This is a genomic window from Microbacterium sp. bgisy207 (assembly GCF_057706855.1).
Genome location: NZ_JBYIPB010000011.1, coordinates 1 through 26679, shown reverse-complemented (window position 1 = coordinate 26679; position 26679 = coordinate 1). Strand labels below are relative to the sequence as shown.

Below are 26679 nucleotides of genomic sequence, written 5' to 3'. Positions count from 1 at the left end.
GCTACTCGCTGAGCGCGGCCACCGGTGCAACACGAGTGGCCAGCCGCGTCGGCGCGAGCGACGCGATCACCGTGAGCAGAGCGGTGGCCGCAGCGATCACCAGGAGCGGCCCGAGCGGGACGGCAGGCCACACGACGCCCGCGCGGGCGATCCCGTCGGGATTGGTGGGGACGCTACCGAGGAGAGACTGGGCGCCTGCCCATCCGTAGGCGATGCCCAGCAGCACACCCAGCAGGGTCGCGGTGACCGTGACGTGCACCGCCTCGAGCAGCACCATCCGCCGAATCTGCGAGATGGACACCCCGAGGGCGCGGAGCAGCCCCAGCTCGCGGGTGCGCTGGATGATGCCGAGGGTCAGCAGGTTGACGAGCCCGACCCCGGCGATGACCGCCGAGATCGCGACGAGCCCCATCATGATCGCCGCGAACGTGTCCAGGATGCTCGACAGCTCGGGCTCCAGCCGTCCTCCTGCGTTCGCGGTCATGACCGCCTTCACCGACTCGATGGCGACGGCGAACATCGTCACGAGCGTCACCCCGATGACGATCCCGATGGTCGTGCGGGCGGACCGCTCGGGGTGACGCTCGGCGTTCTGCACCGCCAGGCGAGCGGGAGCCGAACGGCCGAATGCCCTGCCGACCAGGCGCAGCGCCGGCGGCATGATGAGAGCTGCGGCCATCGTGATACCCGTGAACGAGAGCACACCGCCGAAGAAGGCCACGACGACGCCCAGCGGTGTGACAAGGCCCAGCAGGATGCCGACGGCCAGGGCCACGGCACCGAGGGCGAACAGGATGCCGGCCACGACGTGTCGGCCCCGGCGGGCGGCAACTTCGTCGGGAGCCAGCGCGACCGATCCGGAGATCGCCTGCAGGGGGGTGACCTCGAGCACGCGGCGAGACCCGATCCAGGCCGCGAGCCAGGTCGTGAGCGCAACGATTGCGGCGGGCAGCAGCATCGTCAGCGCCACGGGAGCGACCGGGACATCTGCCAGGTCGAACCGGACGATCGCGATCTGGGCCCCCGCAGCCGAGACGACGACACCGAGGAGCCCGCCGATCGCCGCGCCGAGGACACCGACGATGAGCCCCTGCGACGCCACCCGAGCCCGCTGCGAGCGGGCCGACGCACCGATCAGCCGCAGCAGCGCGATCTGACGCGAGCGGCCCGCGACGACCGTTGCGAAGGTGTTCGCGGTGACGATGCCTGCGACATAGACCGCGACTCCGACGAGCAGGAGGGTCAGGAAGCCGAGGACGAACGCGAGAGTCCCGCTGTCGCCGATGTAGGGGTCGGCGCGCAGCATCGCGGCGAGGAAGTCGGTCGTGGCGATGAGCACGACGCCGAAGGCGGTCGAGATGGCCGCGACGAGAATACTCGCCCCCATGCCGCGCTCGCGGAGCCACCCCAGCCGCGCGCTGACCCGCGGCATCCGCATGGCGGGAGAATCGAGCGTGGCAGGTACGGCGCTCATGCGCGTGCCTCCGCACCGACAACCGAGGCCGCCGCGCGGGTGGACACGGGGTCGCCACCGTCGGCGGCGAGCATGTGGGCCGCGATCTGCTCCGCCGTCTGGGCCGGCTTGTCGGCGACCAGGCGACCGTCGCCGAGGAACAGGACGCGATCGGCGTGGCTGGCGGCGACCGGGTCGTGCGTGACCATGGCGATGGACTGACCTCGTGTCTTGCTGGCATCTGCCAGGAGCGCGAGCACTTCGCGGCCGGAGCGCGAGTCGAGGTTGCCGGTGGGTTCGTCGGCAAAGAGCAGGTCGGGAGCGGTCGCCAGTGCCCGGGCGATCGCGACGCGCTGCTGCTGCCCGCCTGAGAGCTCATGGGGGCGGTGGCTCAGACGGGCGCGCAGGCCGAGCGTGTCGATGAGCCCATCGATGCGAGCGCGCTCCAAGACGGTGGGCTCGCGACCGTCCAGGCTGAAGGGAAGGAGGATGTTGCCGAGCGCGTCGAGAGTCGGGACGAGATTGAACGACTGGAAAACGAACCCGACGCGGCGGCGGCGCAGGATCGTCAGGTCGAGGTCTCGCAACCCGGTGATCTCGGTATCGCCGATCCACGCGCGACCCGAGGTCGGCGCATCCAGCCCGGCCATGATGTGCATGAGGGTCGACTTCCCCGAGCCGGAGGGCCCCATGATCGCGGTGAACTCCCCCCGACGGATGCCGACGGTCACGTTCTCCAAGGCGCTCACGGCGCCGCTACCCGTGCCGTAGGTCTTGCCGAGGTTCTCTACGCGGGCAGCCAGGCCCATCTGTGTCGTGGTGATCTTCATGCCTTCGACGCTAGGAACATGACCCCCGCCGCCGCGTCAGCCCCCAGGCCCGCTCGCGTACATCCGAAGGATGATCTTCGCCATCGCCCTTCAGCGCCCCGTGGTCGGCATCGGTGCGCGAGAGCGGTCACCGCGATATCAGACGAGACCGTGCTCGTAAGCGAAGACGACGAGCTGGACGCGATCGCGCAGCCCGAGCTTGCCGAGGATACGGCTCACGTGCGTCTTCACTGTCGCCTCCGAGAGGTACTCGCGCGCGGCGATCTCGGCGTTGGAGAGGCCGCGCGCGGCCAGGGCGAAGATCTCCCGCTCGCGCTCGGTGAGCTCGGCGAAGGCGGGCGGGACCGGACGGGCCTGCGCATCACTGAAGTGGGCGAAGAGGTGAGCTGTCGCCGTCGCGGCGATGACCGCGGAGCCGGAGTGGACACTGCGGATCGCGGCGAGCACGAACTCCGGTTCGGCGTCCTTGAGCAGGAATCCGCTCGCTCCGCCCCGGATGGCGCGGGCGGCAGCCTCGTCGAGGTCGAACGTCGTGAGCATCACGATGCGGGGCGCGGCAGGCTCCTGCAGCAGTCGCGCGGTCGCCTCGATTCCGTCCATGACCGGCATCCGGATGTCCATCAGCACGACGTCGGGGTGCACCTCCCGCACCATCGACAGGGCGGCCAGTCCGTCCCCGGCCTCGCCCACGACCGCCATGTCGTCCTGCGAATCGATCACCATGCGGATGCCGGCGCGAAACAGTGCCTGATCATCGACGAGCGCGACCCGGATGATCGCCGGGTCGAACGTTCCGGCAGCACCGAGACCGCCGGTCACGCGGATGGCTCCATCGCGAAGGGGAACGTGGCGCGAACGATCCAGGCCTCGCCGACCATCCCCGCCTCCAACGCACCGCCGACCAGTCGTGCCCGCTCGCGCATCCCGACGATACCGTGGCCGGCTCCGAGCGCGCCTTCCGCGGCCTGCCCCGCGTCCCAAGGCTCAACAGAGGGCGCCGCGGGCCCGGCAACCGGGTTCGACACCCACAGGTGGAGCCGGTCGGGAAGCCACCGCATCGTGACATCCACTCCCCCGCTGCCGTGGCGGATCGCGTTGGTCAGAGCCTCCTGCAGCACGCGGTAGACGGCCAGCTGCAGCGCGGCGGGGACATCGGCCGGCGGCATCGGGTCGACATCCACACGAAGCGCGAGCCCGGCCGCACGCACCTGCGCGTACAGCCCTTCGAGATCGGCGAGCATGGGCTGCGGCGCGCTGCTCTCGCTGTGCCGCAACTGCGCGAGCAGCAGCCGCACGTCGGCGAGCGCGCTGCGGGCGGTCGCCGAGATCGTCGCGAGCGCAGCCTGCGTCGCTTCAGGTTCGCCGCGTGCGGCGTAGCGGGCGCCATCGGCCTGCGCGATGATGACCGCGAGCGAATGCCCGACGACGTCATGCATGTCGCGCGCGATCCGGCCGCGCTCCTGCTCCTGGACGCGTTCCCGCTCCGCGCGCTCGCGATCGCGCTGGGTCTGCCGAGCGCGCAACGACGTCCGTACGAGGGCGCCGACGGTCCACGCCAGCAACAGCGCGAATCCGGCGGCAACGAGCACCGCAGCCGCCAGCGGCAGCAGCGCCCACGACGAGACGGAGAGCAGCTGCTCGCCGAACAGGTACGCGGTGATGACGCCCGCTCCCACGATCGCCGAGGCGAAGCCGAGCCAGTACACCCGCACCGACCCGTAGGCCGCGGTGGCGTATAGCACAGCGAAGATGGCGATGTCCACGATCGAGGGCGGCCGGACGAGCGCCATCTGCGTGATCGCCGCGACCCATGCGGTGCCCAGCGCAAGAAGCGGGGACAGGCGACGCAACGCGAGCGCTGCCGCGAACAGCAGACACATGATGACGGTCCCCAGTACGTCATCCCGGCCCCATCCGACGACCGTCAGCTCGACCGGGATGCACAACAGGCCGAAGACCCCCGCGACGGTCACATCGACGGCGACCTGGTAGGGCAGCAGTGGCCGAAAGATCCCGGAGCTTCTCATTCAGACCACGGTACGGAGTGGCTGTCCCCTCCCGCGTCCGCCTCCAGATGTATTCGCCCGGACGACTCGGGCGAGGCCGGCGGGTGCGTGGCAGCCCGGGGGTCGACGGGCCCGCCGGGGGCCGAGGTGGGGTCGGGCGCGGGGCTCGCACCGGGATCCACGTCCGTCGCCGCGGCTTCGGGCGCCGCCCGGTACTGCGCGGTGATGAGCCGATACGACCGGGTCGCGAACGCGAGGAGCGAGATCGCGACCATCGCGAGCCCTGCGAACACGAAGACGAGCGCGATCCCGCGCGCGTCCCCGTCGCCGAGCAGCCAGCCCCAGGTCTGCTGCCCGCCGGGAGACTCCATGTACGGGATGATCCAGAACTCGGCGATCGGGGCGATCAGGAACGCCGTGACGGGTGCCGCTGCCGATTCGAACGCGGCGGCGAAACCGAAGACCCGACCCTGCGAGCCGTAGGGCACGACCTTCTGGATGACCGTCTGCTCGGCCGCCTCGACCGCCGGGACAAGAGCCATATAGAGCCAGATCCCGACGGCGTAGAGCAACCACCACTCCCGGATCGTGAAGAGCGCGCCGAGCAGCCCCATCCCGGCGACCACGAGCAGCATCGTGCGAATGGGGTTGCGGCCGAGGCCGAACCTGGCGATCACGAGGCCCCCCACGATGAAACCCGTCGCCGCGACACCGAACACGATCCCCCAGGCCTCGACCGAGAACAGCGTGAGACCGTACGGGTCCATGAGGGCGATGTAGACACCGCCGATCAGGTTGTTGAAGGTGGAGAAGATGATGAGTGCGAACAGCCCCGGCGCCAGCCTCACGGCCGCGATCGCACCGCGCAGGTCGACACCGCGCCCGACCGATCCCGTCGGCTGATCCTCGGGGATCCGCAGCAGGAGGAGATGGACTCCGGCGAGTGCGGTCGCGACGATCGCGATCAGCAGCGTCCACCCCATCCCGAGCAGACCGACGGAGAGCCCGCTGAAGACGCTCGTGATGATGAACGCAATGCCCTGCACCGTCCCGACCAGCCCGTTGGCGTTCGCGTGCCGCTCTTCGGGGACGAGGAGCGTGACCGTGGTCGACAGCGCGATGTTGCGCATGTTCTCGACGATCGAACCCAGCAGGATGATGCCGGCGAACAGCCAGAACCACGGACCGGTGATGTCGACGAGGGCGGATTCGGGCTGCGCGAGGGAGAGCGCGCCGGCGATGAGGAACGCCACGAGAGTGGCGGCCGCCGAGAAAACCATGACCCGGTGCTTACGGTGCCGGTCGACGAGCGTACCGAACCACATCGCGAACACGGCGAGCAGCAGCATGTAGGTGCCGCCGATGATGCCCGTGGCCAGGACCGAGCGGGTCTCGAGGTAGACCCAAAAGGTGAGGGCGAACCACAGGTAGCTCGTCGTGATGTTCGCTGCGGCGGTGTTCACGAGCACGTGGATGAACGTCCGTTCCGCAGGGGTGCGCCACAGTCTGGTCCGTGCCGGCTCGGCTGAGGAATCCGTCGGAGCGGGTGCGCTCATATGGTGAGCGTAGCCGCGGGGACCGACATCCGACACTGCGCTCCGGAGTCGCGCTCAGGATCGCGGCGGAACCGACGCGGGTGCCACGGTGCGGTTCTCATAGAAGGTCTGAAGCACGATCGTCGTTCGCGTACTCACGCCCGCGGCGGCCCGGATGTCACGCAGCAGCGCCTCCAAGTGACGAGGGGTCGCGACACGCACGAGCAGCAGGTAGCTGGCGGCGCCGGCGATCGAGTGGCACGCCTCGATCTCCTCCAGGTGAGCGAGCATCTCGGGCGCCGTATCGGGTTGCGCCGGATCCAGCGGGGTGATCTCCACGAACGCGGCGAGCGGCTTGCCGACGGCCTCGGGATCGACGACGACGCGGTACCCCGTGATGATCCCCCGGCTCTCCAGACGCCGCACCCGCGCCTGCACGGCGGACACCGACAGACCCACCGCCGCCGACAGGTCGGCGAGAGTCGCCCGGGCGTTCGTAGACAGTGCCCGCAGGATGCGAGCATCCATGTCGTCGTCGAGGCGAGGGGTCAGCGCATCCGTCGTCATGCCCCGAGCCTAGCGAGAGCAACCCTCGATGGCCGGAAAAATTCCTACCAAACAGCGAGCGGCCCGGAGAATATCTAGACTTTCGAACCAGTACACGTTCGGAGGCCTCATGTCTACCCTGTCGTCCCCCGCACCCCTCGCCCCCACCGCGGCCACCTCGACCGCCGCGTCAGCCGAGACCACACCCGCCTGGCGGTCGCTGAAGGCGGCCGCTGAGGCGCTGCATCCGTTGCAGGCGGCAGATGGCTCCATCCCGGATGCCGCGCATCATGAGACCGCCCGGGCGCACGTCGCGGCGATCGTGGACGCGATCGAGGAGCTCGCGCCGGCGTTCCCGCACGATGCCGCGTACCTCGAGGCGCTGCCGGGCGACTTCCGCCGCTGGAGCGACGAGGGCTTCGGCGTGCCCGACTTCCTCGATTCGCTGGTGCAGTTCCAGCCGCAGCAGCATCGCGTGGACGGCATCCGTCATCTGGTGGTCTTCCCGATGTACACGCAGAACGGATCGAACCGGCGTCACGTCGAGGCCGTGCTGGCCGAGGTGATCTGGCCCGACTTCGTGGCGGAGCTCGAGGCAGGCGATTTCGGCAACCCCCTGTTCGTTTCGCTCCGCCTGATCGACTTCACGTCCGGCTACGACACGAACTCAGCTGTCCTGTTTCCCGAGACCGTCGCGATGCGAGAGGTCCCCACCCTCACGTGGGGAGCGATCTTCCAGGACCGAGAGGCCGCCCGGTACCGTCGCGTCGTGCGGGCAGCTGCCGAGATCACGAAGCTCGAGCTGCCCCCTGAGGCCGCCCGGATGATCGATGACCTGACTCTCGCCGAGCGGACCTTCGTCATGTGGGACCTCATCCACGATCGCACCCACATGCGAGGGGACCTGCCGTTCGACCCCTTCATGATCAAGCAGCGGATGCCGTACTTCCTCTACTCCCTCGAGGAGTTGCGGTGCGACCTGACGGCGTTCCGTGAGAGCGTTCGGATCCACGAGCAGCTGCGACGCCGTCGGGAGGCCGGAGAATCGCTGAGCGTCCTCGATGAGGAGACGCTCCAGCACGCGAAGCTCGTGCAGTATGCCGTCGTGTTCGATCGGATCTTCCGGTTCGCGATCACCGGGTCCCGGGTGCGCAACTACGACGGTCTGGGTGGCCAGCTGCTGTTCGCGTGGTTGCACCGGCGCGGCGTCCTCCATTGGACGGATACGGCGCTCGCGGTCGATTGGGACGACGTCCCCGCCGCCGTCGTCGCGCTGGCCGACCGCATCGACGAGCTGTACTGGGCCTCGATCGACAGGCCCAAGCCCGTGCACTGGCTGGCCGCGTACGACCTCGTGCGCGAGACGCTCGAACCGCATCCGGCCTCGCGGTGGAACCGGGGTCTGCCGGACGAGGTGCTGGCCGGTCCGCTGTCGGGCTACACGGATGCGGTACTGGACGACGAGTTCCCCCTCTCGATGTTCTACGAAGCCCTCGAGAAGAAGATGCGCCCGATCATCGCCTCGACCACCGGCATCCGCGCCTCCGACGCATGAGAGCGCGCTCCCACCCCGCCGGCGCGGGGCTCTCCCGGCGCGGCCCGGCACACCGGCGAACCGTAGGCTGAGACGGTGAGCAGCTCTCCCGATCGCGCCCGCGGATTCGCATCCGACAACTACTCCGGCATCCACCCCGACGTCCTCGCGGCGATCGCCGCGGCGAATGTCGGTCACGAACCGGCGTACGGCGCCGACACCGTCACCGGTCGGCTCCGCGAGGTGTTCGCCGGCCACTTCGGAAAGCCCGTAGAGGTCTTCCCGGTCTTCAACGGCACGGGCGCGAACGTGACGGCGCTGCAGTCGATGCTGCCTCGATGGGGAGCGGTGATCGCCGCATCCACGGCCCACGTCAACAGCGATGAAGGCGGCGCGCCCGAGAAGGTCGGCGGCATCAAGCTCCTGACAGTGGCGACCCCGGACGGCAAGCTGACCCCCGACCTGATCGACACGGAAGCGTGGGGCTGGGGCGACGAGCACCGCGCGCAGCCCCTGGTCGTGGCCATCACGCAGTCGACCGAACTCGGCACCCTCTACACGCCAGCCGAGATCCGCGCGATCGCCGACCACGTCCACGAGCGCGGGATGCTGCTCTACATGGACGGCGCCCGCATCTCGAACGCCGCCGCAGCCCTGGACCTGCCCCTACACGCGTTCACGACGGATGTCGGCGTGGATGTCGTGAGCGTCGGGGGAACCAAGAACGGCGCGCTCGCCGCCGAAGCGATCGTCGTGCTCGAGGACTCGGCATCGGTCGGATTGCACTACCTGCGCAAGGTCAACATGCAACTGGCCTCCAAGATGCGATTCGTCTCCGCGCAGCTCGTCGCCCTCTACGAGGGGGATCTGTACCTGCGCAACGCCCGCCACGCCAACGCCATGGCGGCTCGTCTGCGGCAGGGACTGGAGGCCGTGATCGCCGAGGGCCGCATCCGCGGTGTGGGGTTCAGCCAGCAGACGCAGGCCAACGGGATCTTTGCGACTCTCCCGCCCGGGGTCGCCGACAAGGTACGCGAGAGCTTCCGGTTCTATGACTGGGACGCCTCGATCGGCGAGGTCCGGTGGGTGTGCAGCTTCGATACGACGGAAGCCGACATCGACGCGCTCATCGACGCGGTCACCCGCGCGACACAGGCCTGAGCTCGAGCTCGAGCTCAGGCGAGGTCGAGCTCAGACGAGGTCGAGCTCGACCGTCGCGAAGGAGTGAGCGGGAAGGCACACCGACAGCACTCCGTCGACGATCTGCGCGTCCAGCGCCACCGGCGCCACGCGATCGGGCGACGTCGGGTCGTTGAACGCCGAGGCGCTTTCGCCGCTGAGCACGCGCGCACCGGCGACCGTCGCGGCGCGACCGCGCAGATCGATGGTGACATCGAGATCATCGTGGGCCGAGAGGTGCGTGAGGGAGACGAGCGCCCGCTGGCCCGTGGTCGATGCCGAGAACGACAGCAACGGCAGGTCCTCTCCGCCGACGCTCTCGGACGGTGCCTCGAGGATGTGGGCCGCCAGCTGCAACGCATCCTGGTGCCCCTTGTTCATCTCGAAGACATGGTACGTCGGCGTGAGCACGAGACTCTCCCCGTCGGTGAGCACCATCGCCTGCAGCACATTCACGGTCTGCGCGATGTTCGCCATCGTGAGCCGGCGAGCGTGGCGGTGGAAGATGTCGAAGTGGAGGCCGGCCACCAGGGCATCGCGCACCGTGTTCTGCTGGAACAGGAAGCCCGGGTTGGTGCCCTCCTCCACGTTCCACCAGGTTCCCCACTCGTCGCAGACGAGATCGATGCGCCCGCGCGGGTCGTAGGCATCCATGACCGCGATGTGGGCCTTCAGGATCCGTTCGATGTCGGCCGCGTACGCCAGCGTGCGGTAGTACTGCTCGTCGGTGAAGCCGGTCGCATCCTCGGTGTTGATGCCCGTTCCGGAGTGCGTGTAGTAGTGGAACGAGATGGCCTGGTAGACCGGGTTGTCGTCCTTCGTGCACCCGAGACAGTTCACGGCTTCCATGAGCGCGCGCGTCCAGCGCAGGTCTCCCTCGTTGGCGCCGGCGGCGATCCGGGTCAGCTGGTTGCCCCCGTGGTTGCGGCAGAAGGTCGCGTACCGTCGCGCCTCCTGGGCGTAGTGTTCGGGCGACATGTTGCCGCCACACCCCCATGCCTCGTTTCCGAGACCCCAGAATGGAACGCGCCACGGCTCATCCCGTCCGTTCTCCCGGCGAAGCCTCGCCATCGGGCTGTCGTCGTCGCGGGTGAGGTATTCGACCCAGTCCGCCATCTCCTGAACGGTCCCGCTGCCGAGGTTGCCGTTGACATAGGGCTCGGCTCCGAGCATCTCGCAGAGATCCATGAATTCGTGCGTGCCGAAGTGGTTGTTCTCGATCACGTCGCCCCAGTGGGTGTTGGCCATGCGCGGGCGCTGGTCGCGGGGGCCGATGCCGTCTCGCCAGTGGTACTCGTCGGCGAAGCATCCGCCCGGCCACCGCAGGTTCGGGATGTTCACGGCGCGGAGGGCCTCGACGATGTCGAGACGGATGCCGCGCTCGTGGGGGATCGGCGAGTCCTCTCCGACCCAGAAGCCGTCGTAGATGCAGCGGCCGAGGTGCTCGGCGAAGTGCCCGTAGAGGTGGCGGCTGATGACGGGTCCGGTCACGTCGAGGTCGACGACGGCGCGTGCGGTTGCGGTCATGGGATCATCTCCAGTCGGATGCGGGTGTCAGGGGGACGAGGCTCGGACGCTGCACTGTCGTCGTGAGGGCGACGTGGGTGTTCTCGTGGGCCGAGCGCAACAGGGCGGTCATGATCTCGAGGACGTGCAGAGCGAGTGCTCCGCTTGCGCGACCGGCACCGGTGCGCACGTGATCGACGAGGCCGATCCCGCGCCCGGCGTCGACGTAGCCGGCCGACGGGGGAACGCGCTCCCACTCGGTCGATCCGAGCGCGCGGATCAGGACGTCGCCGTCGAACATGTTCGGGTCGGGGACCTCGAGAGAGCCGGTGTCGCCGTGCACCTCGATGGGGGAGGCATGGGTGGCGACGCTGTCGAAGCTGAACACGACGGTCGAGATGGCACCGCCCGCGTGGTGCAGGATGCCCGTCACGTAGGTGTCGACCTCGACCGGGATGTGCTCACCGGCCCGCGGACCCGACGCGATCGTCCGCGTGTCGCGACTGCGCGACGCGGCACCGCTGACGCCCGTGACGGGACCGAGCAGGTGGACGAGGGCCGTGAGGTAGTACGGTCCCATATCCATCAGGGGGCCGCCGCCTTCGCGGTAGTAGAAGTCCGGGTTCGGATGCCACGATTCGTGCCCAGGGGACACCCAGGTGGCTACTGCGGCACGCGGCCGACCGATGCGGCCGGAGTCCACGACGGCGCGGGCGGTCTGGACGCCGGTGCCGAGCACCGTGTCGGGCGCGCCTCCGACCCACGACTGTCCGCGCGCCGCCATGACCGCCTCGGCCGCGGGGAGCGTTGCCGCGAGGGGTTTCTCGCCGAAGACGTTCTTGCCGCGCTCGAGCGCAGCGAGCGCGATCTCGGCGTGCGCCGCGGGGATCGTGAGGTTCAGCACGGTGTCGACCGCCGGGTCTGCCGTCAGCTCGGAGACACTGAGGGCGCGGCATCCGGGAAGCGTGGCAGCGACCGCCTCGGCACGCGCGTGGTCGAGATCGGCCACCGCGACGATCGTGACGTCCTTCTGATCCCGGAGGGTCTCCCGGTACTGCCCGAAGATGACGCCGAGTCCGACTACTCCGACGCCGTGCGTGCTGCCCACAGCATCCCCCTCTCGATGATGGTGCGTACGGCGGGGTTCTCGAGCACGTCGAGACTGTGACCGGGCGTGGCGACGAAGATGCGCCCTTGTCCCCACAGCCGGGTCCAGATCGCCGGCGAGGTGATCGGGCGATGCCACGGGTGGTAGGGCTGGGTCGGGTGGGTCGTCGTCGCCAGCACATCGTTGAGGTCGTCGTGGAGAACCCAGTACTGCTCGGTGGTCAGCTCGACGTCGCCGATGCCCGCCGTGATCTCGTGTGTGCGCCCCAGCTCGGTCATCTCGATCGTGTGGGGCAGGTAGTTATCACTCTGATCTCCGCTGCAGCGATCGGGACTCTTGGACGGATGCGTCGCGAACTGCCCGCCGATCAGCTGCAGGTAGTCCGAGTTGTTGCGATAGGAATCGGCGATTCCCCCGTGCCAGCCGGCCAACCCCGTCCCGGCGCGCACCGCCGCCTGCAGCCCGGCGAAGGCCTCGCTCGAGATCTCCGACATCGTGACGCACTGCACGACCAGATCGGTGTCGGCCATGACGGCGTCGTCGGCGTAGATCTCGTTGGACCCTTCGATCCTCACTGTGAATCCGCTCGCCTCCAGGAACGGGACGAACAGATCGGTGGCCTCGATCGGATGGTGCCCGTCCCACCCGCCGCGCACCACCAGAGCCTGCCTGGTTCTCATGACTCGGTTCCTTTCACCGGGGTCGACACGCTGTCGTGTGCGGCGCTGTCGCCGACGGCCTCGAGGACCCGCTGGACCTGCGCCGCCTCCGCGAACGAGGGCGAGACCGGCGCGCCCTCGCTGATCGCCCGGACGAAATCGACGATCTGATGCGTGAAGCCGTGCTCGTACCCCAGTCCGTGGCCCGCGGGCCACCAGGCACCCGCGTAGGGATGCTCCGGCTCCGTCACCTGGATGCGGCGGAACCCCTGTGCGCCTGCGGGATCGGTGGCGTCGTAGAACTCCACCTCGTTCATGCGCTCGAAGTCGAAGGCGATCGATCCACGCGTCCCGTTGATCTCGACGCGGTTGGCGTTGCGTCGGCCGGTGGCCATGCGCGTGGCGTCGAACACCCCCAGCGCTCCTCCGGCAAAAGTCGCGGTGAACGCGGCGGCGTCGTCGACCGTGACCTCGCGACGCGGGGCACCGTGGACCGCACTGCCGCCCAGGCCCACACCGCGCCCCTCGGAGTCGGGCCGATCCGCGACGAACGTGCGCAAGACGGCCGAGACCGTCGTGATGAGGTCACCGGTGAGCCACTGCGCCGTGTCGATGCTGTGCGCGCCGATGTCGCCGAGCGTGCCGGAGCCCGCGCGCGTCTTGTCGAGCCGCCACGTGAACGGCGCGTCCGGATCGCTCAGCCAGTCCTGCAGATACTGGGCCCGGACATGCCGGATCTCGCCCAGGCGTCCGTCCGCGATCATCTCGCGCGCGAGCGAGAGGGCAGGAGTGCGGCGGTAGCTGAACCCGCACATCGCGACCAGTTCGGGGGCGGCCTGCGCCGCAGCCACCATGCGCTCGGCCTCCGCGACACTGTTGGCCAGCGGCTTCTCGCACAGCACGTGCTTTCCCGCGGCCAGCGATGCCAGAGTGATCTCGGCATGTGTGTCCCCCGGGGTACAGATGTCGATCACATCGATGTCGGGGCGCTGCACGACCTCTCGCCAGTCCGTGGCCGCGGCACCGGCCCCGAACTCCTGCGCTGCCGCGTCGGTGCGCTCGGCATCCCGCCCCACGACGACGGCGATCTGCGGAGCGACGTCCAGGCGGAAGAAGCGGTGGGCAGTGCGCCACGCGTGGGCGTGCATCCTGCCCATGAACCCGGTCCCGATGAGGGCCACCCGCAGCGCGGGGCGACTGGACATCACCATCGACATCGCCTTTCTCTTGCGATCCGCGCACCAGGATGCCACCCCGACTGGCGGGCCCATCAGTTTTTGCGCAAAACTCGACGTCGTGACCTCCCTCGCTCAGATCGCCGCGGAGAGCGGTGTGAGTGTCTCGACCGCGTCGCGTGCGCTACGCGGACGCGGCGAGATGGCCCCGGAGACCCGTGCTCGCGTCCTCGCCGCCGCTCAGCGACACGGGTACTCGGCCACCGGGGTGCGACGTGGTCGCCCCCGCTCGGGGACCTCGCGCCTGTTCGACCTCGTGCTCGGGCGCTTCCACGACCCGTACGCCGATGAAGTCACGGCGGGCGCGCACCTTGCCGCCGCGCGACACCGCTTCGATCTCGTCCTCACCGCCGAGAGCGACACTCCCGACGATGACTGGCCGACACGGATTCGGGCACGGGGCTCGGCGGGAGTCGTCCTGGGACTGATCCTGCCGACGGCCGCACAGATCGCGATGCTGCACAACGCCGGGATCCCCATCGTGCTGATGGATCCTCGCGCCGATGCCGACGTCCCGCTCACGAGCGTGCGCACGACAGACGTCGCCGGCGGCGCCGCCGCCGCCGAGCACCTCATGGACGCGGGCGCCGAGCGGTTCCTCATCGTCGACGCCGCACCCTCCTACCGTTTCGGACGCGGCCGCGTGGAGGGGTTCGAAAAAGCCGTGCGCGCGCGGCATCCGGATGCCGCCGTCGACCGGGTGCGCGCCGACTGGACTGCCCCGACCGCACGGCTCGTGAGTCTGCCCGCGCTGGCGGGAGCCTCCGACACGGCGCCGATCGGCGTCTTCGCCCTGTCAGACGAGATGGCGATCGGCGTCTACCGCGCCGCCGCCGACCTGGGGCTTCGCGTGGGACGCGACATTCTGGTGGTCGGTTTTGACGACGTCCGGGCGGCGAGGTGGGTACACCCCGCACTGACGACGATCCGTCAGCCGATCCGTGAAATGGCCGGCGCGGCGATCGATGAACTCGCCGCGATCGCCCACGGAGCGAACCCGGCCCGCCGCATCATCGAGCTTCCCACGACCCTCGTCGTGCGCGGTTCGACCGGGGCAACGCCCGCCCCCGAGAACGGGGTCAGCCGCGGAAATCCTCGGGATCGACCTCGTCGAGGAAGCGCTTGAACTCGTCGACCGAGGCCTCCTCATCGTCCGTGTCGATCATGTCGGGCATTCCCGCCTCCGCGACAACGGCGTCAGCGACCCACATGGCCGCACCCACCCGTGACGCGAGCGCAATCGCATCGGAGGGTCGCGCATCGATGACGTGGACCGCATCGGCCCGCACGACGGTCACTTCGGCGTAGAACGTGCCGTCCTCGATACGGGTCACCTCGACTCGCGTCACCTGTGCGTCAAGACTCTCGAGCAAAGACTTCATGAGGTCATGTGCCAGCGGCCTGGGAGTCACCGCGTTCTCCACGGCAACGAGTATCGATGTCGCCTCCTGCGCCCCGATCCAGATCGGCACGACCGATCCGCTCGATGGAGCCTCCCCGACGGGCTTGAGCAGGATGACATGCTGCCCCAACGAGTCCATCGCCACCCCGGCGACGCGTACCTGAACCATGCCGAGCCTCCCTCGCGGGTCTGTGGCCCACATTACGCGCGCTCGGGGCCACCGTCCTCGGCGGGGACGCTTTCGGCATCCTCTGTCGCGGAGTCTGCGTCGGATACCTCGATCGTCGCCACCGCGCCCTCGGGCCGAATCATCTCCCGGACCTCCGCCATGAAGCTCGTCAGCTGGTGTTGCTGCCAGCGCAGCTGCCGCGTGCGATCCTCCGCGTCGCGCAGCACCGTGTCCGCGTGCGTCGAGACCGCATCGATGATGCGCTGCGCCTTCTCACGAGCGCGGTCGAGGTGCTCGGCGGCGCGCATCCTCGCATCAGCCTCGATCTGCTGCGCCTGCGACCGCATGAGCCTGTCGAAGTCGTCGGCCTTCGCGGTGATCCGCTGTGCGTGCTCGAGCGCGGCCGCGACCTGCGCGTTCGCATCCGTCGTGATGCGCTCCGCGTGCGCGACAGCCTGGTTGTGCAGCACCAGGAACTCCTGCTGCGCATCATCCTGACGGCGGGTGAGCGACTCCTCGAACTCCGCCGCACGCATCCGCAGCTCGCGCACCGCCTCCTCCGCAGCGGCTCGGGACTGCTCCGTCTCCCGCGCGACGATGGCACGGGTGGTCGCGGCTGCCTTCTCGGCCTCGGTGCGGATCGCGGCGGCCTCCTGCTCGGCCTGCACGACGGCGTCGGCCGATGCCGCGGCCTCCCGCTCGAGGCGAGCGGTATGGGCGGTCAACTCCGTCTGCATCCGGAGGCGGATCTGCTCGGCGTCGCTGCCTGCCCGCGCGATGATCTGCGCGGCCTCGGCCTCGGCTTCGGCGCGCCGGTGGTCCCCCTCGGCGCTTGCTGCCTGCAAGAGCTTGTCGGCTTGCACGGTGGCGTTGTGGATGATGGTGCTCGACTGCTCTTCCGCCACACGCAGCACCTCTTCGAAGTGGCGCCGGTTCGGCGATGCGGCAGTCCCGTCCGCGAGCTCCTCGGTCAGCACGGCGATCCGACTCTCGGCCTCAGCGAGCTGTGCACGCACAGCGGTGAGCTCGCCCTCGACACGCGCGAGCCGCTCGTGGGCCGCGTCGGCGCGCGCGGCGCTCTCGTTCGCGCGGTGGGACTCGGCGGCGAGGTCGGCACTCAGGCGCGCGACTGCAGCATCCACGTCGTCACGGTCGTACCCGCGAAACGCCGTCGCGAATGCCACGCCGCGTGCCGGCACCGCCTCGGCGACCGCGGCCGCACTCATCAGCTCATCGAACGGCGAGGCCGGCGGGGCCTCCGTGCGGGGGGCTGAGGCGTTCTCTGGCATCCGTTCCTCCGGGACGTGCATAGTCGCAAACTCCCCCGAGCGATCACACGCTACCTCTCCCAGATGACGATCAGGTAGCCGGATGCTTGGGATCCGCCGAGCGTTGCCAGGTGCGCCGGCCACCCCAGTGGCGGGAAACGTACTCGACAGCCTCGTCAACGGCGAAGGAACGGGTGGAGTTGCCCACCCGAACCCACAACTCGGTCGATGACCCGTCCTTCGCATGCGTCATGAACACCGGCCGTGGTGACGGCGGACACACGATCACGCAGACGACCTTGCCGTTGGGAGCGGCAGGGAACCGGACGATCGGCAACGCGGCGGCATTCCGGCCGAGAAGCGTCGAAAGCAGGTCTCGCAGCCAGAGCTCGAAGCGATCGACATCCGCGACGCGGAGCGTCGCGAGATCCCGGTCAAGCCCCAGCGCCTCACCGGCGTCGTTGGCCCCCACCACCAGCGTCCCGCCACCGCTGTTGAGGAACGCGGCGACCGTCTTGGCCACCACCTGCTCCATCCGCGGGTCCTTCTTGTCTTCGCGGACGTTCCACCGCGCTGTCTCTTTCAGCTCGACGCGGTCGGATTCGCCCGCGGCCAACAGTGCTGCGACATCGACCTCGCCCGGGTCGCGGCGCAGACCCGCGAACAGTGTCGAGACCAGGAAGGTCACCAGGATGCTGGATCCGAACGCGATCAGCAGGGTCGTCGGCATCCACAGCCGTAGTCCGGAGATGAACCAGCCCGCGATGAAGAGCCCGATCGCGGTCCCCACGACCGAGGTGAGGATCATGACCGGCAGAGACAACGGGAGACGAGAGCGGAACACGCGTCGCATCGCGAGCGCGATGAGGTACGAGATCAGCAGCGCGATCGGGAGCCCGACCGCGAACTCGACGAGTTGGATGTTGGCAGGCATGGCGGGAACGGATCAGCGAAGCGCGCCGACGCTCGCGAGCGCGAGGCGCACGAGCGTGCCGCGACCGCCCTCCATCTCGGCGGCCAGCGAGTCGGACGCCGCCTCCTCCGGCGACATCCATGTGACCTCGAGCGCGTCCTGGCGCGGCTCGCAGGTGCCGGTGACGGGCACGACGAAGGCCAGCGACACGGCGTGCTGGCGGTCATCGAAGAACGGACTCACCCCGGGAATCGGGAAGTACTCGGCGACCGTGAACGGCACGGGCTGGGGCGGCAGGAGGGGGAACGCCATCGGCCCGAGGTCGTTCTCGAGGTGGCGGAACAGCGCGTCGCGCACGGTTTCGCCGTAGCGCACCCGACCCGAGACGAGAGAACGCGTGATCTCGCCGAGGGGCGTGGCCCGCAGCAGGATGCCGACCTCGGTGACCAGTCCCACGCCGTCGGTGCGCACCGGGAGGGCCTCGACGTAGAGCATCGGCAGACGCCGGCGCGCCTCGGCGAGTTCGATGTCGGTCAGCCACCCGGGATTGGATGCGCTGCCGGGGACGGGGGAACCGAAGCTCCCGTCACCGACGGGTCGACCCGCGCGACCGAAGGAACTCCCGACTCCGCCGAGCGGATCGCGGGACGTCTCGTCGTCGTCGCGCTCGTTGGGGTCGGGGTCTGGGGTCCGTACCGGCATGTCTCTTGTATACCCTGAGGCCATGAGCGAGATCGACACGCCGGCGCTCGCTGACGACGCCGTGCTCTGGTCCACCGCCCCCGACGACCGGTCCGGGCGGCCGCTGCTCGTGCTGCTGCACGGGTACGGATCCGATGAGCGCGACCTCTTCGGCCTGCGACCCTATCTGCCCGCCGATCTCACGGTCGCCGCGCTCCGCGCTCCCCTCACGCCTCCCTGGCCGTCGCCGGGCTACTCCTGGTACCCGATCGAAGGTCTCGAAAGCCGCGATCCCTCGCGGGTCACGGATGCCGCGACCAGGCTGATCGAGTGGATCGACGGCCTGCCCGGGGACGAACCGGTGGGACTGCTGGGGTTTTCGCAGGGCGCAGCCGTCTCTATGCAGGCGATGCGCCTCGCGCCGCAGCGATTCTCCTTCGCCGTCAACCTCAGCGGCTACGTCGCACCCGGCGACCTCGACGGCGACGCGGCGATGGCCGAACGCAAGCCGCCTGTGTTCTGGGGCCGCGGGTCGCACGACGACGTCATCCCGCGCACGCTCGTGGAGCACACGGCGCAGTGGCTTCCCAGCCACGCCGCACTGTCGGGTCGCGTGTATCCCGGGCTCACCCATAGCGTCTCGGAGCAAGAGCTCGCCGACGTGCGCGACTTCCTCGACGCACAGCTGGCCACGCTCTAACGGTCACGGCGGGGTCTTCCTGGTCGGAAAACCGTAACCCGCACGCAACAGTTATCCGACACGCTGGGGTCCATGTCGATCAAGGTGGCTCTCGAACACCGCACTGCGTATGAGTTCGCCCGGCCCATCTCGGTCGCCCCCCACCTGGTACGGCTGAGACCGGCTCCGCACTCGCGCACCCCGATCGAGGCGTACTCCCTCGAGGTCACGCCGAAGAACCACTTCGTCAACTGGCAGCAGGACCCCTTCGGTAACTGGGTCGCACGCCTCGTGTTCCCCGACAAGGTCGAGCGGCTGGAGATCACCGTCGGCCTGGTCGCCGACATGATGGTGATCAACCCGCTCGACTTCTTCGTCGAGGAGTACGCCGAGCGGTTCCCCTTCGAGTACCGCCCCGACCTGGCATCCGATCTCGCGCCGTACCTGCGACCGGTGCCCGGCAGCGGCCGTGCCCGGAAGTGGCGCGAGAGCCTGCCTCCGCTGCCGCACGCGGGCGTACCCACGGTGACCTTCCTCGCGGACCTGAACCGGGCCGTGCAACGGCGTGTGGCCTACAGCGTGCGGATGGAAGCGGGAGTGCAGACCCCGAACCACACGCTGCGCACCGGCATCGGATCGTGCCGCGACAGCGCGTGGCTGCTGGTGAGCCTGCTACGCCAGTACGGCCTCGCGGCGCGCTTCGTCTCGGGCTATCTGATCCAGCTCGCGCCCGACCAGGAATCCCTCGATGGCCCGAGCGGACCCGCCGCGGACTTCACGGACCTCCACGCGTGGGCCGAGGTGTACATTCCCGGAGCGGGATGGATCGGGCTGGATGCCACGAGCGGCTTGTTCGCCGGCGAAGGTCACATCCCCCTCAGCGCGACACCGGAGCCCTCCTCCGCCGCGCCGATCTCGGGTGCGACCGAGGCCGTCGAGGTGGAGTTCTCGTTCCACAACACCGTGCGCCGCATCCACGAAGACCCACGGACGACCCGCCCCTACACGGATGCCCAGTGGCAGCGGATCGACGCGCTCGGCGAGGCCGTCGATCAGCGGCTCGCCGCCGGCGACGTGCGACTCACGATGGGCGGGGAACCGACGTTCGTCTCGATGGATGACGCCACGGCGCCGGAGTGGAACACGGATGCCGACGGCGAGCACAAGCGCGAACTCGCAGATGCCCTCGCACACAAGCTACGCGAGAAGTATGCCGGTGGCGGCATCGTGCATCGCGGCCAGGGCAAGTGGTACCCGGGCGAGCCACTTCCCCGCTGGAACATCGCACTGCAGTGGCGTAAGGATGGCGTGCCGCTGTGGCACGATCCGTCGCTGTTCGCCGACCCGTGGTCAGACGAGCCGAACCCTCACGCGCACGCGGATGCCGAGACGCTCGCGCGTCGAGTCACGCAGACCCTCGGCATCCCGCACAGCCGGCTCCTCCCGGCCTACGAAGATCCGCTTGCCGCGCTGGCCGCCGAGGTCCGAAAGCCCGTCGGCGAACCGACCGATGTCGAAGGCTTCGACGAACACGACCTCGCCGCGCTCGATCGTGATCTCTCCTCGCCCCGCGGCTGGGTGCTTCCGCTCACGACCGACGGGCACTGGACGAGCCCGGTGTGGACGTTCCGTCGCGGTCGACTCGTTCTCACCCCCGGGACGAGTCCCATCGGGCTGCGACTGCCGCTGGACTCGGTGTCGTGGACCCCGCCGGAGCCGACGGCGGAGCCGTCGTACCTGGAAGAGGGCCCCCTGCGCGAGCCGGCGGTTCCGGACGTCTCACTGCAGGGGGTCGCGGCGACCGCGACCACCGCGATCGCGTTCGAGGCCCGCGACGGTCACGTCCACGTCTTCCTTCCGCCGGTCGCCTACCTCGAGGACTATGCCGACCTGCTCTATGTCCTGGAACAGGCAGCAGCAGCGCGCGGCATCCGTCTGGTCATCGAGGGTTACCCCCCGCCGCCTGACACGCGCCTCGAGCAGCTCGTGGTCACCCCCGACCCGGGCGTCATCGAGGTGAACGTGCAGCCCGTGTCGTCCTGGGCACAGCAGCGGGAACTGACGATGACCCTCTACGACCTGGCTCGACGGAGTCGGCTGGCCACCGAGAAGTTCGACCTCGACGGCGTGCACACCGGCACCGGCGGCGGCAACCACATCACGATCGGGGGCATCCAACCGATCGACTCGCCGCTGCTGCGCCGACCGGATCTGCTCGCAAGCCTCATCACCTACTGGCAGCGCCACCCCAGCCTGTCCTACCTGTTCTCGGGACGATTCATCGGTCCGACCAGTCAAGCACCGAGGTTCGACGAGGGCAGACCCGAGGCCGTGCACGAGATGGAGGTCGCCCTGCGCGAGCTGCGCCGAATGGATGCCGAGGCCGCGGCATCCGGCGGCACGGCGCGTCCCTGGACGGTCGATCGGGCATTGCGGCACCTCCTGACCGACATGACCGGCAACACCCACCGGGCGGAGTTCTGTATCGACAAGCTCTACAGCCCGGATTCCAGCCGGGGACGGCTCGGACTGCTCGAGCTGCGAGGGTTCGAGATGCCCCCGCATCCGGAGCTCGCCCTCGTCCAGGCGCTCCTGGTGCGCAGCCTGATCGCCTGGTTCTGGGAGACCCCGTACGACGAACCCCTCATCCGGTGGGGGACCCGCCTGCACGACGAGTTCCTCCTGCCCCAGGGCACCCTTCTCGACATCGAAGGCGTCATCGACGACCTGGGACGCGCAGGCATCCCGTTCGAACAGTCCTGGCTCGATGCGTTCGCGGAGTTCCGCTTCCCCCGCGTCGGCGTCGCGCGTATCTCGGCCCCCGGCGCCCGCATCGAACTCGAGTTACGGCAGGCGATCGAGCCCTGGCACGTGCTCGGCGAGGAGGCGACCGGCTCCGGTACCGCGCGCTACGTGGACTCCTCCGTCGAGCGGATGCAGGTCACCGTGCGCGGCATCGACGAGCGCCGACACCTCGTGACGTGCAATGGTGTACCTGTGCCTCTCACTTCGACCGGCACGCTCGGCCAGTACTACGCGGGCGTGCGCTACCGCGCGTGGCAGCCGTGGTCAGCGCTGCATCCGTCGATCGCGGTGCACTCGCCGCTGACGTTCGAGGTCATCGACACCCGGGCCGAGGCGAGCCTCGGCGGTGCGACCTACCACGTCGTGCATCCGGGCGGACGCGCGTACGACCGCCCGCCGGTGAACGCCTTCGAAGCCGAAGCGCGGCGCGCCAGCCGCTTCGAGACCCACGGTCACACTGCCGGGCACGTCGACGTCGGCGCCCTCCGTGAGCGAGGGCGACGCGCCGCATCCGGCGACTACCCGCACACCCTCGACCTGCGCAGGACCGCCCCGGCGTGAGCGTCCTGCGCGACTACGCCGCTTCGGTCACCCAACCCACGCTGCCCTTCGCTTCACCCCGGGGATCGTCGGCGCGCTTCGACGAGGTCATCGCACCGGATGGCACCCTGCGCCCCGCCTGGCGCGCTATCGCGCCGGGCGCACTCTCCCTCACCGTCGGTGACCTCTCGCGTCTGGACCGTGAGGTCTCGACGCTCCTGGCCGACGAGGGCGTGACCTACAACCCCGCGGGCACCGATCCGCAGCCGTGGCGACTCGACCCGCTGCCCCTCGTACTCGAGGGCGCCACGTGGACGAAGCTCGACGTGGGCCTCGCGCAGCGGGCCGAGCTGCTCAACGCGCTCCTGGTCGACCTGTACGGCGAGCGACGGATGCTGCGCGAGGGCATCCTGCCGGCGGCCACGGTGCTGGGGCACGCGGGGTACGTCCGTGCCGTGGCGCGGACCGGCGCGACGGACCGGCATCCGCTGCTGCTGAGCGCGACGGATCTCGGGAGAGGCGCCGACGGCGAATGGCGGGTCATCTCCGACCGCGTGCAGGCCCCCTCCGGGCTCGGCTACGCGATGGAGAATCGGCGGATCGTGTCGCAGGTCCTTCCGGAGCTGTTCCACGGCGCGACGCTGCACCGCGTCGAGCCCTACGTCGACGCGCTCCGCGAGGCGCTGGTCGCCGCGGCGCCGGATGCCCGAGCCGACGCGCGCGTCGTCGTGCTCAGCCCCGGCGCTTTCTCCGAGACCGCCTACGACCAAGCGTTCCTCGCCGGCATGCTCGGGTTCCCGCTCGTTCAGGGCGCGGACCTGGTCGTGCGCGACGGGAAGGTGTGGATGAAACCGGCGGGCTGGCCCGAGGCAACGCCCCGCGAACGCGTCGATGTCATCCTGCGCCGCGTGGATGCCGAATGGTGCGATCCGCTCGAGTTGCGCGGCGACTCGCAGCTGGGCGTCGCGGGGCTCACCGAGGCGGTTCGCCGTGGCAGCGTGAGACTCGTGAACGGCCTGGGAGCGGGCGTCCTCGAAAACCCCGCGCTCCTGCCGTTCCTGCCCGCGCTGTGCGAACGGCTCCTGGGCGAGCAGCTTCGCCTCGCCTCCACGCCGACGTGGTGGTGCGGGGACCCTGACGCCCTGGGCGAGGTCACGCCGCGGCTGCTCGAGGCCGACCCGAGCCTCGTGGTCAGAACGATCGACGGGCCGCGGACGCCGCTGGAGGCATCCGATCCGGCGAGCCTGGTGGACCGCATCCGCACGACTCCCCATCGGTTCGCCGTGCAGGAGGTGCTCGCGCTTTCGCAAGCTCCGACGTGGCGGGCGCCGGGATATGTGGATGCCCGAGCCATCGTGCTGCGCACCTTCACGGTCCACCACCAGTCGACGTACCGACCCTTCATCGGGGGGCTTGCCACTGCCGTCGCCGATGGCACACTGCCGACCGCCTCGAAAGACGTCTGGGTTCTCAAGTCGGATCCGGCCGAGCTCGACCAGGGACTGCCGGATGGCACGGCGGTCACCGTCGTCCAGTCGGTGCCCGAAGTCGCACCCCGCGCCCTGGACGATCTGTTCTGGTCGGGCCGCTACGCGGAGCGGGCCGAGGATCTTCTGCGTCTCGTGCTCGCGATCCGCTCGGATGCCGATCAGCTGTCCGCGCCGGGCCCGACGGCGACGCAGAGCACGCGCGTGCTCGTCGGGGCCGTGCAGCGCCTGTGCGGTACGCGGTGGCGTGACCTCGACGACGAGTTCCGATCCGTCCTGCTCGATGCCACGCGCCCCGGTTCTGTCGCCCATTCCCTCTCCCGCCTGCGCACGACCCTCGAGGGTGTGCGCGATCAGCTCTCCTCCGACACGTGGCGCGTCTTCGCCGCAACCGACCGGGCGGGCTCCTCGCTGCGGATCACGCCGCACGCCCACGGGATCGGCGAGTCCGCGGGCCAGATGCTCACGGCGCTTCTGGCGCTGCAGGGCACCTCGGCGAACATGATCCGCGACGCCGGCTGGCACATGATCGAGACCGGCCGAGCGATCGAGAGGGCGCTACAGGTCGGCATCCTGCTGCGCGCGACGATGGTCGACCGGCTCGTGGGCGACGTGGAACAGGAAGTGCTCGACGCCGTGCTGCGCGCAAGCGAGAGCGTCGTCACGCATCGGCGCCGGTACCGCGGCGCACTCTATGCGAGCGGCGTCATCGACCTGTTGGTGCGCGACGCCGAGAACCCGCGCTCGCTCCGATTCGCCGTCGCCCGCATCCGGGAACACCTCACCGCGCAGCCGTTGTCGACCGGATCGACGCGCCCGGAGCGGTTGCTCGACCAGCTCGAGGCACAGCTGGCCCAGGTGCAGGTCGCCGACCTCGCTATGGCGGTCGACAACCACCGGTCAGTGCTCCAGGACACGCTCGAGGATGCCGACGCCCAGCTTCGGGAGATCGCGCGCGCGATCGAGGCACTGCACTTCTCCGCAGGACCACCGCCGCAGACCTACGCGTCGCTCTCGCTGACGGAGCTCACGGGGGCCCTGTCATGAATGGCACTGTCGTGAATGGCAGTGTCGTGGGACGGGGTCCCGTCATGTCCACTGTCGTGAAAGGTCCTGTCGCAAAGGCCGCCCGATGAAGTACCTCGTGTCCCACCGGACGGTCTACGAATACAGTGACGACGTCCGCAACAGCCTCGGCCTCGCCCACGTCGCGCCGCGTCCCGTCGCGTGGCAGCAGATCGCGTCGCACGCGGTGACGATCGACCCGGAACCGAACGACGTGAGCCACGAGCTCGACGCGTTCGGCAACGTCGTGACCTACTTCCACGTCACGGCGCCCCACACGCGCTTGGTGGTGGATGCACGCACGGATGTCACGGTCGATGCGCCGCACTACGACGACGCCGCCCTGGCTCTGCCGTGGGAGCAGTCCCGCCCGCTGCATCACCCTGAGATGCCCGGGGCGTGGGCGGCCGCGGAGTTCGCCGTCGCCTCACCCAAGGCCGAACACGTCGCGGCAGCTCACGAGTATGCCGCGGCGTCCCTCGCACCGGGACGCCCCATCGGCGAGGCCGCGACCGATCTCATGCACCGCATCAAGGCCGACTTCGACTACGACAAGACGGCGACGACGGTCACGAGCTCTGTGGCCGAGGTCCTGCGCACGCGCGCGGGCGTGTGTCAGGACTTCGCGCACCTGGCCCTCGCGTGTCTGCGCAGCCACGGTGTTGCGGCGCGCTACGTCAGCGGCTACCTCGCGACCCAGCCCCCACCCGGCCGGGAGCGCGTCGTCGGCGCGGACGCCTCCCACGCGTGGCTCGCGGTCTGGCTGCCCGGGTCCGACGAGTGGCTCGCGATCGATCCGACTAACGACCAGTGGGCGAACGACCGGTACGTGACCGTCGCCTGGGGGCGCGACTACGGCGATGTTTCCCCCGTCAAGGGCATCATCTTCACGACGGCCAAACGTTCGACCCTGCGCGTCTCGGTCGATGTCGCCCCGGCCCCGGCATCCTGACGGCAGACCAGGGCGAGGGGCTTCGATTGCCCCGAACGACGATCTTCCCGCGCAGCCACGGCGTGTTGCGGCAAACGAACGGGGATGCGGCGAGCGCAACCCCTCCGGAGATGACGCGTTCGTGTGCGAAGATTCGGCGCGTGAGGTCCTACACCTGCCGGGTCTGCGGCAATCGCCTGTTCTTCGAGAACTCCGTCTGCGTCGCGTGTGACACACCGCTCGGCTACTCCCGCGCCGAGCACGATCTCGTGCCGCTCGACCGCGGCGATCGCACCTACACGGATGCCGACGGCACGGTCTGGCACGTCTGCGCGAACCTCGGGCTGTCGGGCTGCACCTGGCTCACCGCCGAATCCGGCGGGCTGTGCTTCAGCTGCGGCCTGACCCGCACCCGCCCCAACGACACGGATCTCGAGGGAATCTCGAACTACGCCCCCGCCGAGCGCGCCAAACGTCACCTCGTCGCGGAACTCGACGAGCTCGGCATCCCGATCCTCGACCGGAGCGCCGACCCGCGCGGGGTCGCGTTCGATCTGCTCTCGAGCGTCGCCGAACCCGTCACGATCGGGCACGCCGACGGGATCATCACGATCGATCTGGCCGAATCCGAGGATGCGCACCGTGAGAAGGTGCGGGCGATGCTCGACGAGCCCTACCGCACGATGCTCGGCCATTTCCGGCACGAGATCGGCCACTACTACGAGTCGTTCCTCATCACGGATGACGACACTCGCGCCCGCGCCCGGGAGCTCTTCGGTGACGAGACCGAGGACTACCAGGCAGCGATCGACCGGCATTACGCGGAAGGTGCCCCGGCGGACTGGCAGGAGCACTACATCTCCCGGTACGCGACGATGCATCCCTGGGAGGACTTCGCCGAGACTTGGGCGCACTACCTGCATATCAGCGACAGCATCCAGACCGCCGAGGAGTTCGGCCTGCTCCGCCCCGCGACGGCCGCATCATTCCGCGAGCGGGTGACCGGGACATGGATGCCGCTGTCGACCGCGCTCAACATGATGAACCGGTCGATGGGCAACGACGACCTCTACCCGTTCTTGCTGTCGACGCCCGTGCTCGACAAGCTCGAGTTCGTCGCCGAACTCGCGGCTGCCTCGGGAGAGCCG

At 69.4% G+C, this 26679-nt stretch carries 22 protein-coding genes; 8 read left to right on the top strand and 14 right to left on the bottom strand.

Translation table 11 applies throughout. The features are described from left to right. Position 1 precedes the first annotated feature (1 nt). From AC3ENO_RS11350 to AC3ENO_RS11325, 6 genes are all read right to left on the bottom strand, one after another. Positions 2-1474, bottom strand: coding sequence for an ABC transporter permease (locus tag AC3ENO_RS11350; protein ID WP_434970730.1), 1473 nt, complete (start codon positions 1472-1474; stop codon positions 2-4). Next, positions 1471-2283 (bottom strand): ABC transporter ATP-binding protein, encoded by an 813-nt coding sequence (locus tag AC3ENO_RS11345; RefSeq protein WP_434970729.1) that lies wholly within the window; start codon positions 2281-2283, stop codon positions 1471-1473. Before AC3ENO_RS11345 ends, AC3ENO_RS11350 begins: the two co-directional genes overlap by 4 nt. A gap of 138 nt (positions 2284-2421) precedes the next feature. Continuing rightward, complete coding sequence (locus tag AC3ENO_RS11340) at positions 2422-3060, bottom strand: response regulator (RefSeq protein WP_434970809.1); 639 nt, start codon at positions 3058-3060, stop codon at positions 2422-2424. 38 nt (positions 3061-3098) lie between these two features. After that, entirely contained in the window at positions 3099-4310 is a 1212-nt protein-coding gene (locus AC3ENO_RS11335) for a sensor histidine kinase (RefSeq protein WP_434970728.1), read from the bottom strand. Next, a complete protein-coding gene (locus AC3ENO_RS11330) occupies positions 4307-5845 on the bottom strand; it encodes an MFS transporter (RefSeq protein WP_434970727.1) in 1539 nt (512 codons plus the stop codon). Before AC3ENO_RS11330 ends, AC3ENO_RS11335 begins: the two co-directional genes overlap by 4 nt. A 54-nt stretch (positions 5846-5899) precedes the next feature. Further along, positions 5900-6391 carry an Lrp/AsnC family transcriptional regulator gene (locus tag AC3ENO_RS11325; protein WP_434970726.1) on the bottom strand — a complete coding sequence of 164 codons (492 nt, stop codon included), beginning with the start codon at positions 6389-6391 and terminating at the stop codon, positions 5900-5902. 109 nt (positions 6392-6500) lie between these two features. Here AC3ENO_RS11325 and AC3ENO_RS11320 point away from each other — a divergent pair, with 109 nt between their 5' ends. Beyond that, complete coding sequence (locus AC3ENO_RS11320) at positions 6501-7925, top strand: DUF6421 family protein (protein WP_434970725.1); 1425 nt, start codon at positions 6501-6503, stop codon at positions 7923-7925. 75 nt (positions 7926-8000) lie between these two features. Then, positions 8001-9065, top strand: coding sequence for a threonine aldolase family protein (locus AC3ENO_RS11315; RefSeq protein ID WP_434970724.1), 1065 nt, complete (start codon positions 8001-8003; stop codon positions 9063-9065). 30 nt (positions 9066-9095) lie between these two features. Here the strand turns inward: AC3ENO_RS11315 and AC3ENO_RS11310 are convergent, their stop codons facing one another. Genes AC3ENO_RS11310 through AC3ENO_RS11295 form a run of 4 tightly spaced genes read right to left on the bottom strand, consistent with a single transcriptional unit; the run spans position 9096 to position 13561 of the window. Then, positions 9096-10610: an alpha-N-arabinofuranosidase gene (locus AC3ENO_RS11310; RefSeq protein ID WP_434970723.1), complete on the bottom strand. Its 1515-nt coding sequence runs from the start codon at positions 10608-10610 to the stop codon at positions 9096-9098. 4 nt (positions 10611-10614) lie between these two features. After that, positions 10615-11697 carry a Gfo/Idh/MocA family protein gene (locus AC3ENO_RS11305; protein WP_434970722.1) on the bottom strand — a complete coding sequence of 361 codons (1083 nt, stop codon included), beginning with the start codon at positions 11695-11697 and terminating at the stop codon, positions 10615-10617. Beyond that, a complete protein-coding gene (locus AC3ENO_RS11300) occupies positions 11670-12377 on the bottom strand; it encodes a ThuA domain-containing protein (RefSeq protein WP_434970721.1) in 708 nt (235 codons plus the stop codon). The genes AC3ENO_RS11305 and AC3ENO_RS11300 overlap by 28 nt, the downstream gene beginning before the upstream one ends. After that, on the bottom strand, positions 12374-13561 hold the full coding sequence (locus AC3ENO_RS11295; RefSeq protein ID WP_434970808.1) for a Gfo/Idh/MocA family protein: 1188 nt from the start codon (positions 13559-13561) through the stop codon (positions 12374-12376). The genes AC3ENO_RS11300 and AC3ENO_RS11295 overlap by 4 nt, the downstream gene beginning before the upstream one ends. Before the next feature lie 91 nt (positions 13562-13652). Here AC3ENO_RS11295 and AC3ENO_RS11290 point away from each other — a divergent pair, with 91 nt between their 5' ends. Beyond that, positions 13653-14717: a LacI family DNA-binding transcriptional regulator gene (locus tag AC3ENO_RS11290; RefSeq protein WP_434970720.1), complete on the top strand. Its 1065-nt coding sequence runs from the start codon at positions 13653-13655 to the stop codon at positions 14715-14717. On the opposite strand, the gene AC3ENO_RS11285 is transcribed toward AC3ENO_RS11290, so the two are convergent. Genes AC3ENO_RS11285 through AC3ENO_RS11270 form a run of 4 tightly spaced genes read right to left on the bottom strand, consistent with a single transcriptional unit; the run spans position 14671 to position 18045 of the window. Then, positions 14671-15162 (bottom strand): bifunctional nuclease family protein, encoded by a 492-nt coding sequence (locus tag AC3ENO_RS11285; protein ID WP_434970719.1) that lies wholly within the window; start codon positions 15160-15162, stop codon positions 14671-14673. The genes AC3ENO_RS11290 and AC3ENO_RS11285 overlap by 47 nt on opposite strands. 32 nt (positions 15163-15194) lie before the next feature. After that, positions 15195-16472 (bottom strand): DivIVA domain-containing protein, encoded by a 1278-nt coding sequence (locus tag AC3ENO_RS11280; RefSeq protein ID WP_488185777.1) that lies wholly within the window; start codon positions 16470-16472, stop codon positions 15195-15197. A 49-nt stretch (positions 16473-16521) separates the two neighbouring features. After that, complete coding sequence (locus tag AC3ENO_RS11275; RefSeq protein ID WP_434970717.1) at positions 16522-17364, bottom strand: AlbA family DNA-binding domain-containing protein; 843 nt, start codon at positions 17362-17364, stop codon at positions 16522-16524. Positions 17365-17376: 12 nt separating this feature from the next. After that, a complete protein-coding gene (locus tag AC3ENO_RS11270) occupies positions 17377-18045 on the bottom strand; it encodes an NUDIX hydrolase family protein (RefSeq protein ID WP_434970716.1) in 669 nt (222 codons plus the stop codon). Positions 18046-18067: 22 nt separating this feature from the next. Here AC3ENO_RS11270 and AC3ENO_RS11265 point away from each other — a divergent pair, with 22 nt between their 5' ends. From AC3ENO_RS11265 to AC3ENO_RS11245, 5 genes are all read left to right on the top strand, one after another. Beyond that, complete coding sequence (locus tag AC3ENO_RS11265; protein WP_434970715.1) at positions 18068-18724, top strand: alpha/beta hydrolase; 657 nt, start codon at positions 18068-18070, stop codon at positions 18722-18724. Positions 18725-18796: 72 nt separating this feature from the next. Beyond that, a complete protein-coding gene (locus tag AC3ENO_RS11260) occupies positions 18797-22069 on the top strand; it encodes a transglutaminase family protein (RefSeq protein ID WP_434970714.1) in 3273 nt (1090 codons plus the stop codon). Next, positions 22066-24582 (top strand): circularly permuted type 2 ATP-grasp protein, encoded by a 2517-nt coding sequence (locus AC3ENO_RS11255; protein WP_434970713.1) that lies wholly within the window; start codon positions 22066-22068, stop codon positions 24580-24582. The genes AC3ENO_RS11260 and AC3ENO_RS11255 overlap by 4 nt, the downstream gene beginning before the upstream one ends. Positions 24583-24679: 97 nt before the next feature. Then, on the top strand, positions 24680-25552 hold the full coding sequence (locus AC3ENO_RS11250; RefSeq protein ID WP_488185776.1) for a transglutaminase family protein: 873 nt from the start codon (positions 24680-24682) through the stop codon (positions 25550-25552). Between the two features lie 140 nt (positions 25553-25692). After that, a partial coding sequence (locus AC3ENO_RS11245; RefSeq protein WP_434970711.1) for a zinc-binding metallopeptidase family protein occupies positions 25693-26679 on the top strand: 987 nt, incomplete at its 3' end.

Coding starts and splice junctions, on each gene's coding strand:
- AC3ENO_RS11350 (WP_434970730.1), bottom strand. CDS start 1,474: ATGAGCGCCGTACCTGCCACGCTCGATTCTCCCGCCATGCGGATGCCG.
- AC3ENO_RS11345 (WP_434970729.1), bottom strand. CDS start 2,283: ATGAAGATCACCACGACACAGATGGGCCTGGCTGCCCGCGTAGAGAAC.
- AC3ENO_RS11335 (WP_434970728.1), bottom strand. CDS start 4,310: ATGAGAAGCTCCGGGATCTTTCGGCCACTGCTGCCCTACCAGGTCGCC.
- AC3ENO_RS11330 (WP_434970727.1), bottom strand. CDS start 5,845: ATGAGCGCACCCGCTCCGACGGATTCCTCAGCCGAGCCGGCACGGACC.
- AC3ENO_RS11325 (WP_434970726.1), bottom strand. CDS start 6,391: ATGACGACGGATGCGCTGACCCCTCGCCTCGACGACGACATGGATGCT.
- AC3ENO_RS11320 (WP_434970725.1), top strand. CDS start 6,501: ATGTCTACCCTGTCGTCCCCCGCACCCCTCGCCCCCACCGCGGCCACC.
- AC3ENO_RS11310 (WP_434970723.1), bottom strand. CDS start 10,610: ATGACCGCAACCGCACGCGCCGTCGTCGACCTCGACGTGACCGGACCC.
- AC3ENO_RS11300 (WP_434970721.1), bottom strand. CDS start 12,377: ATGAGAACCAGGCAGGCTCTGGTGGTGCGCGGCGGGTGGGACGGGCAC.
- AC3ENO_RS11295 (WP_434970808.1), bottom strand. CDS start 13,561: ATGTCCAGTCGCCCCGCGCTGCGGGTGGCCCTCATCGGGACCGGGTTC.
- AC3ENO_RS11285 (WP_434970719.1), bottom strand. CDS start 15,162: ATGGTTCAGGTACGCGTCGCCGGGGTGGCGATGGACTCGTTGGGGCAG.
- AC3ENO_RS11280 (WP_488185777.1), bottom strand. CDS start 16,472: ATGCACGTCCCGGAGGAACGGATGCCAGAGAACGCCTCAGCCCCCCGC.
- AC3ENO_RS11275 (WP_434970717.1), bottom strand. CDS start 17,364: ATGCCTGCCAACATCCAACTCGTCGAGTTCGCGGTCGGGCTCCCGATC.
- AC3ENO_RS11270 (WP_434970716.1), bottom strand. CDS start 18,045: ATGCCGGTACGGACCCCAGACCCCGACCCCAACGAGCGCGACGACGAC.
- AC3ENO_RS11265 (WP_434970715.1), top strand. CDS start 18,068: ATGAGCGAGATCGACACGCCGGCGCTCGCTGACGACGCCGTGCTCTGG.
- AC3ENO_RS11260 (WP_434970714.1), top strand. CDS start 18,797: ATGTCGATCAAGGTGGCTCTCGAACACCGCACTGCGTATGAGTTCGCC.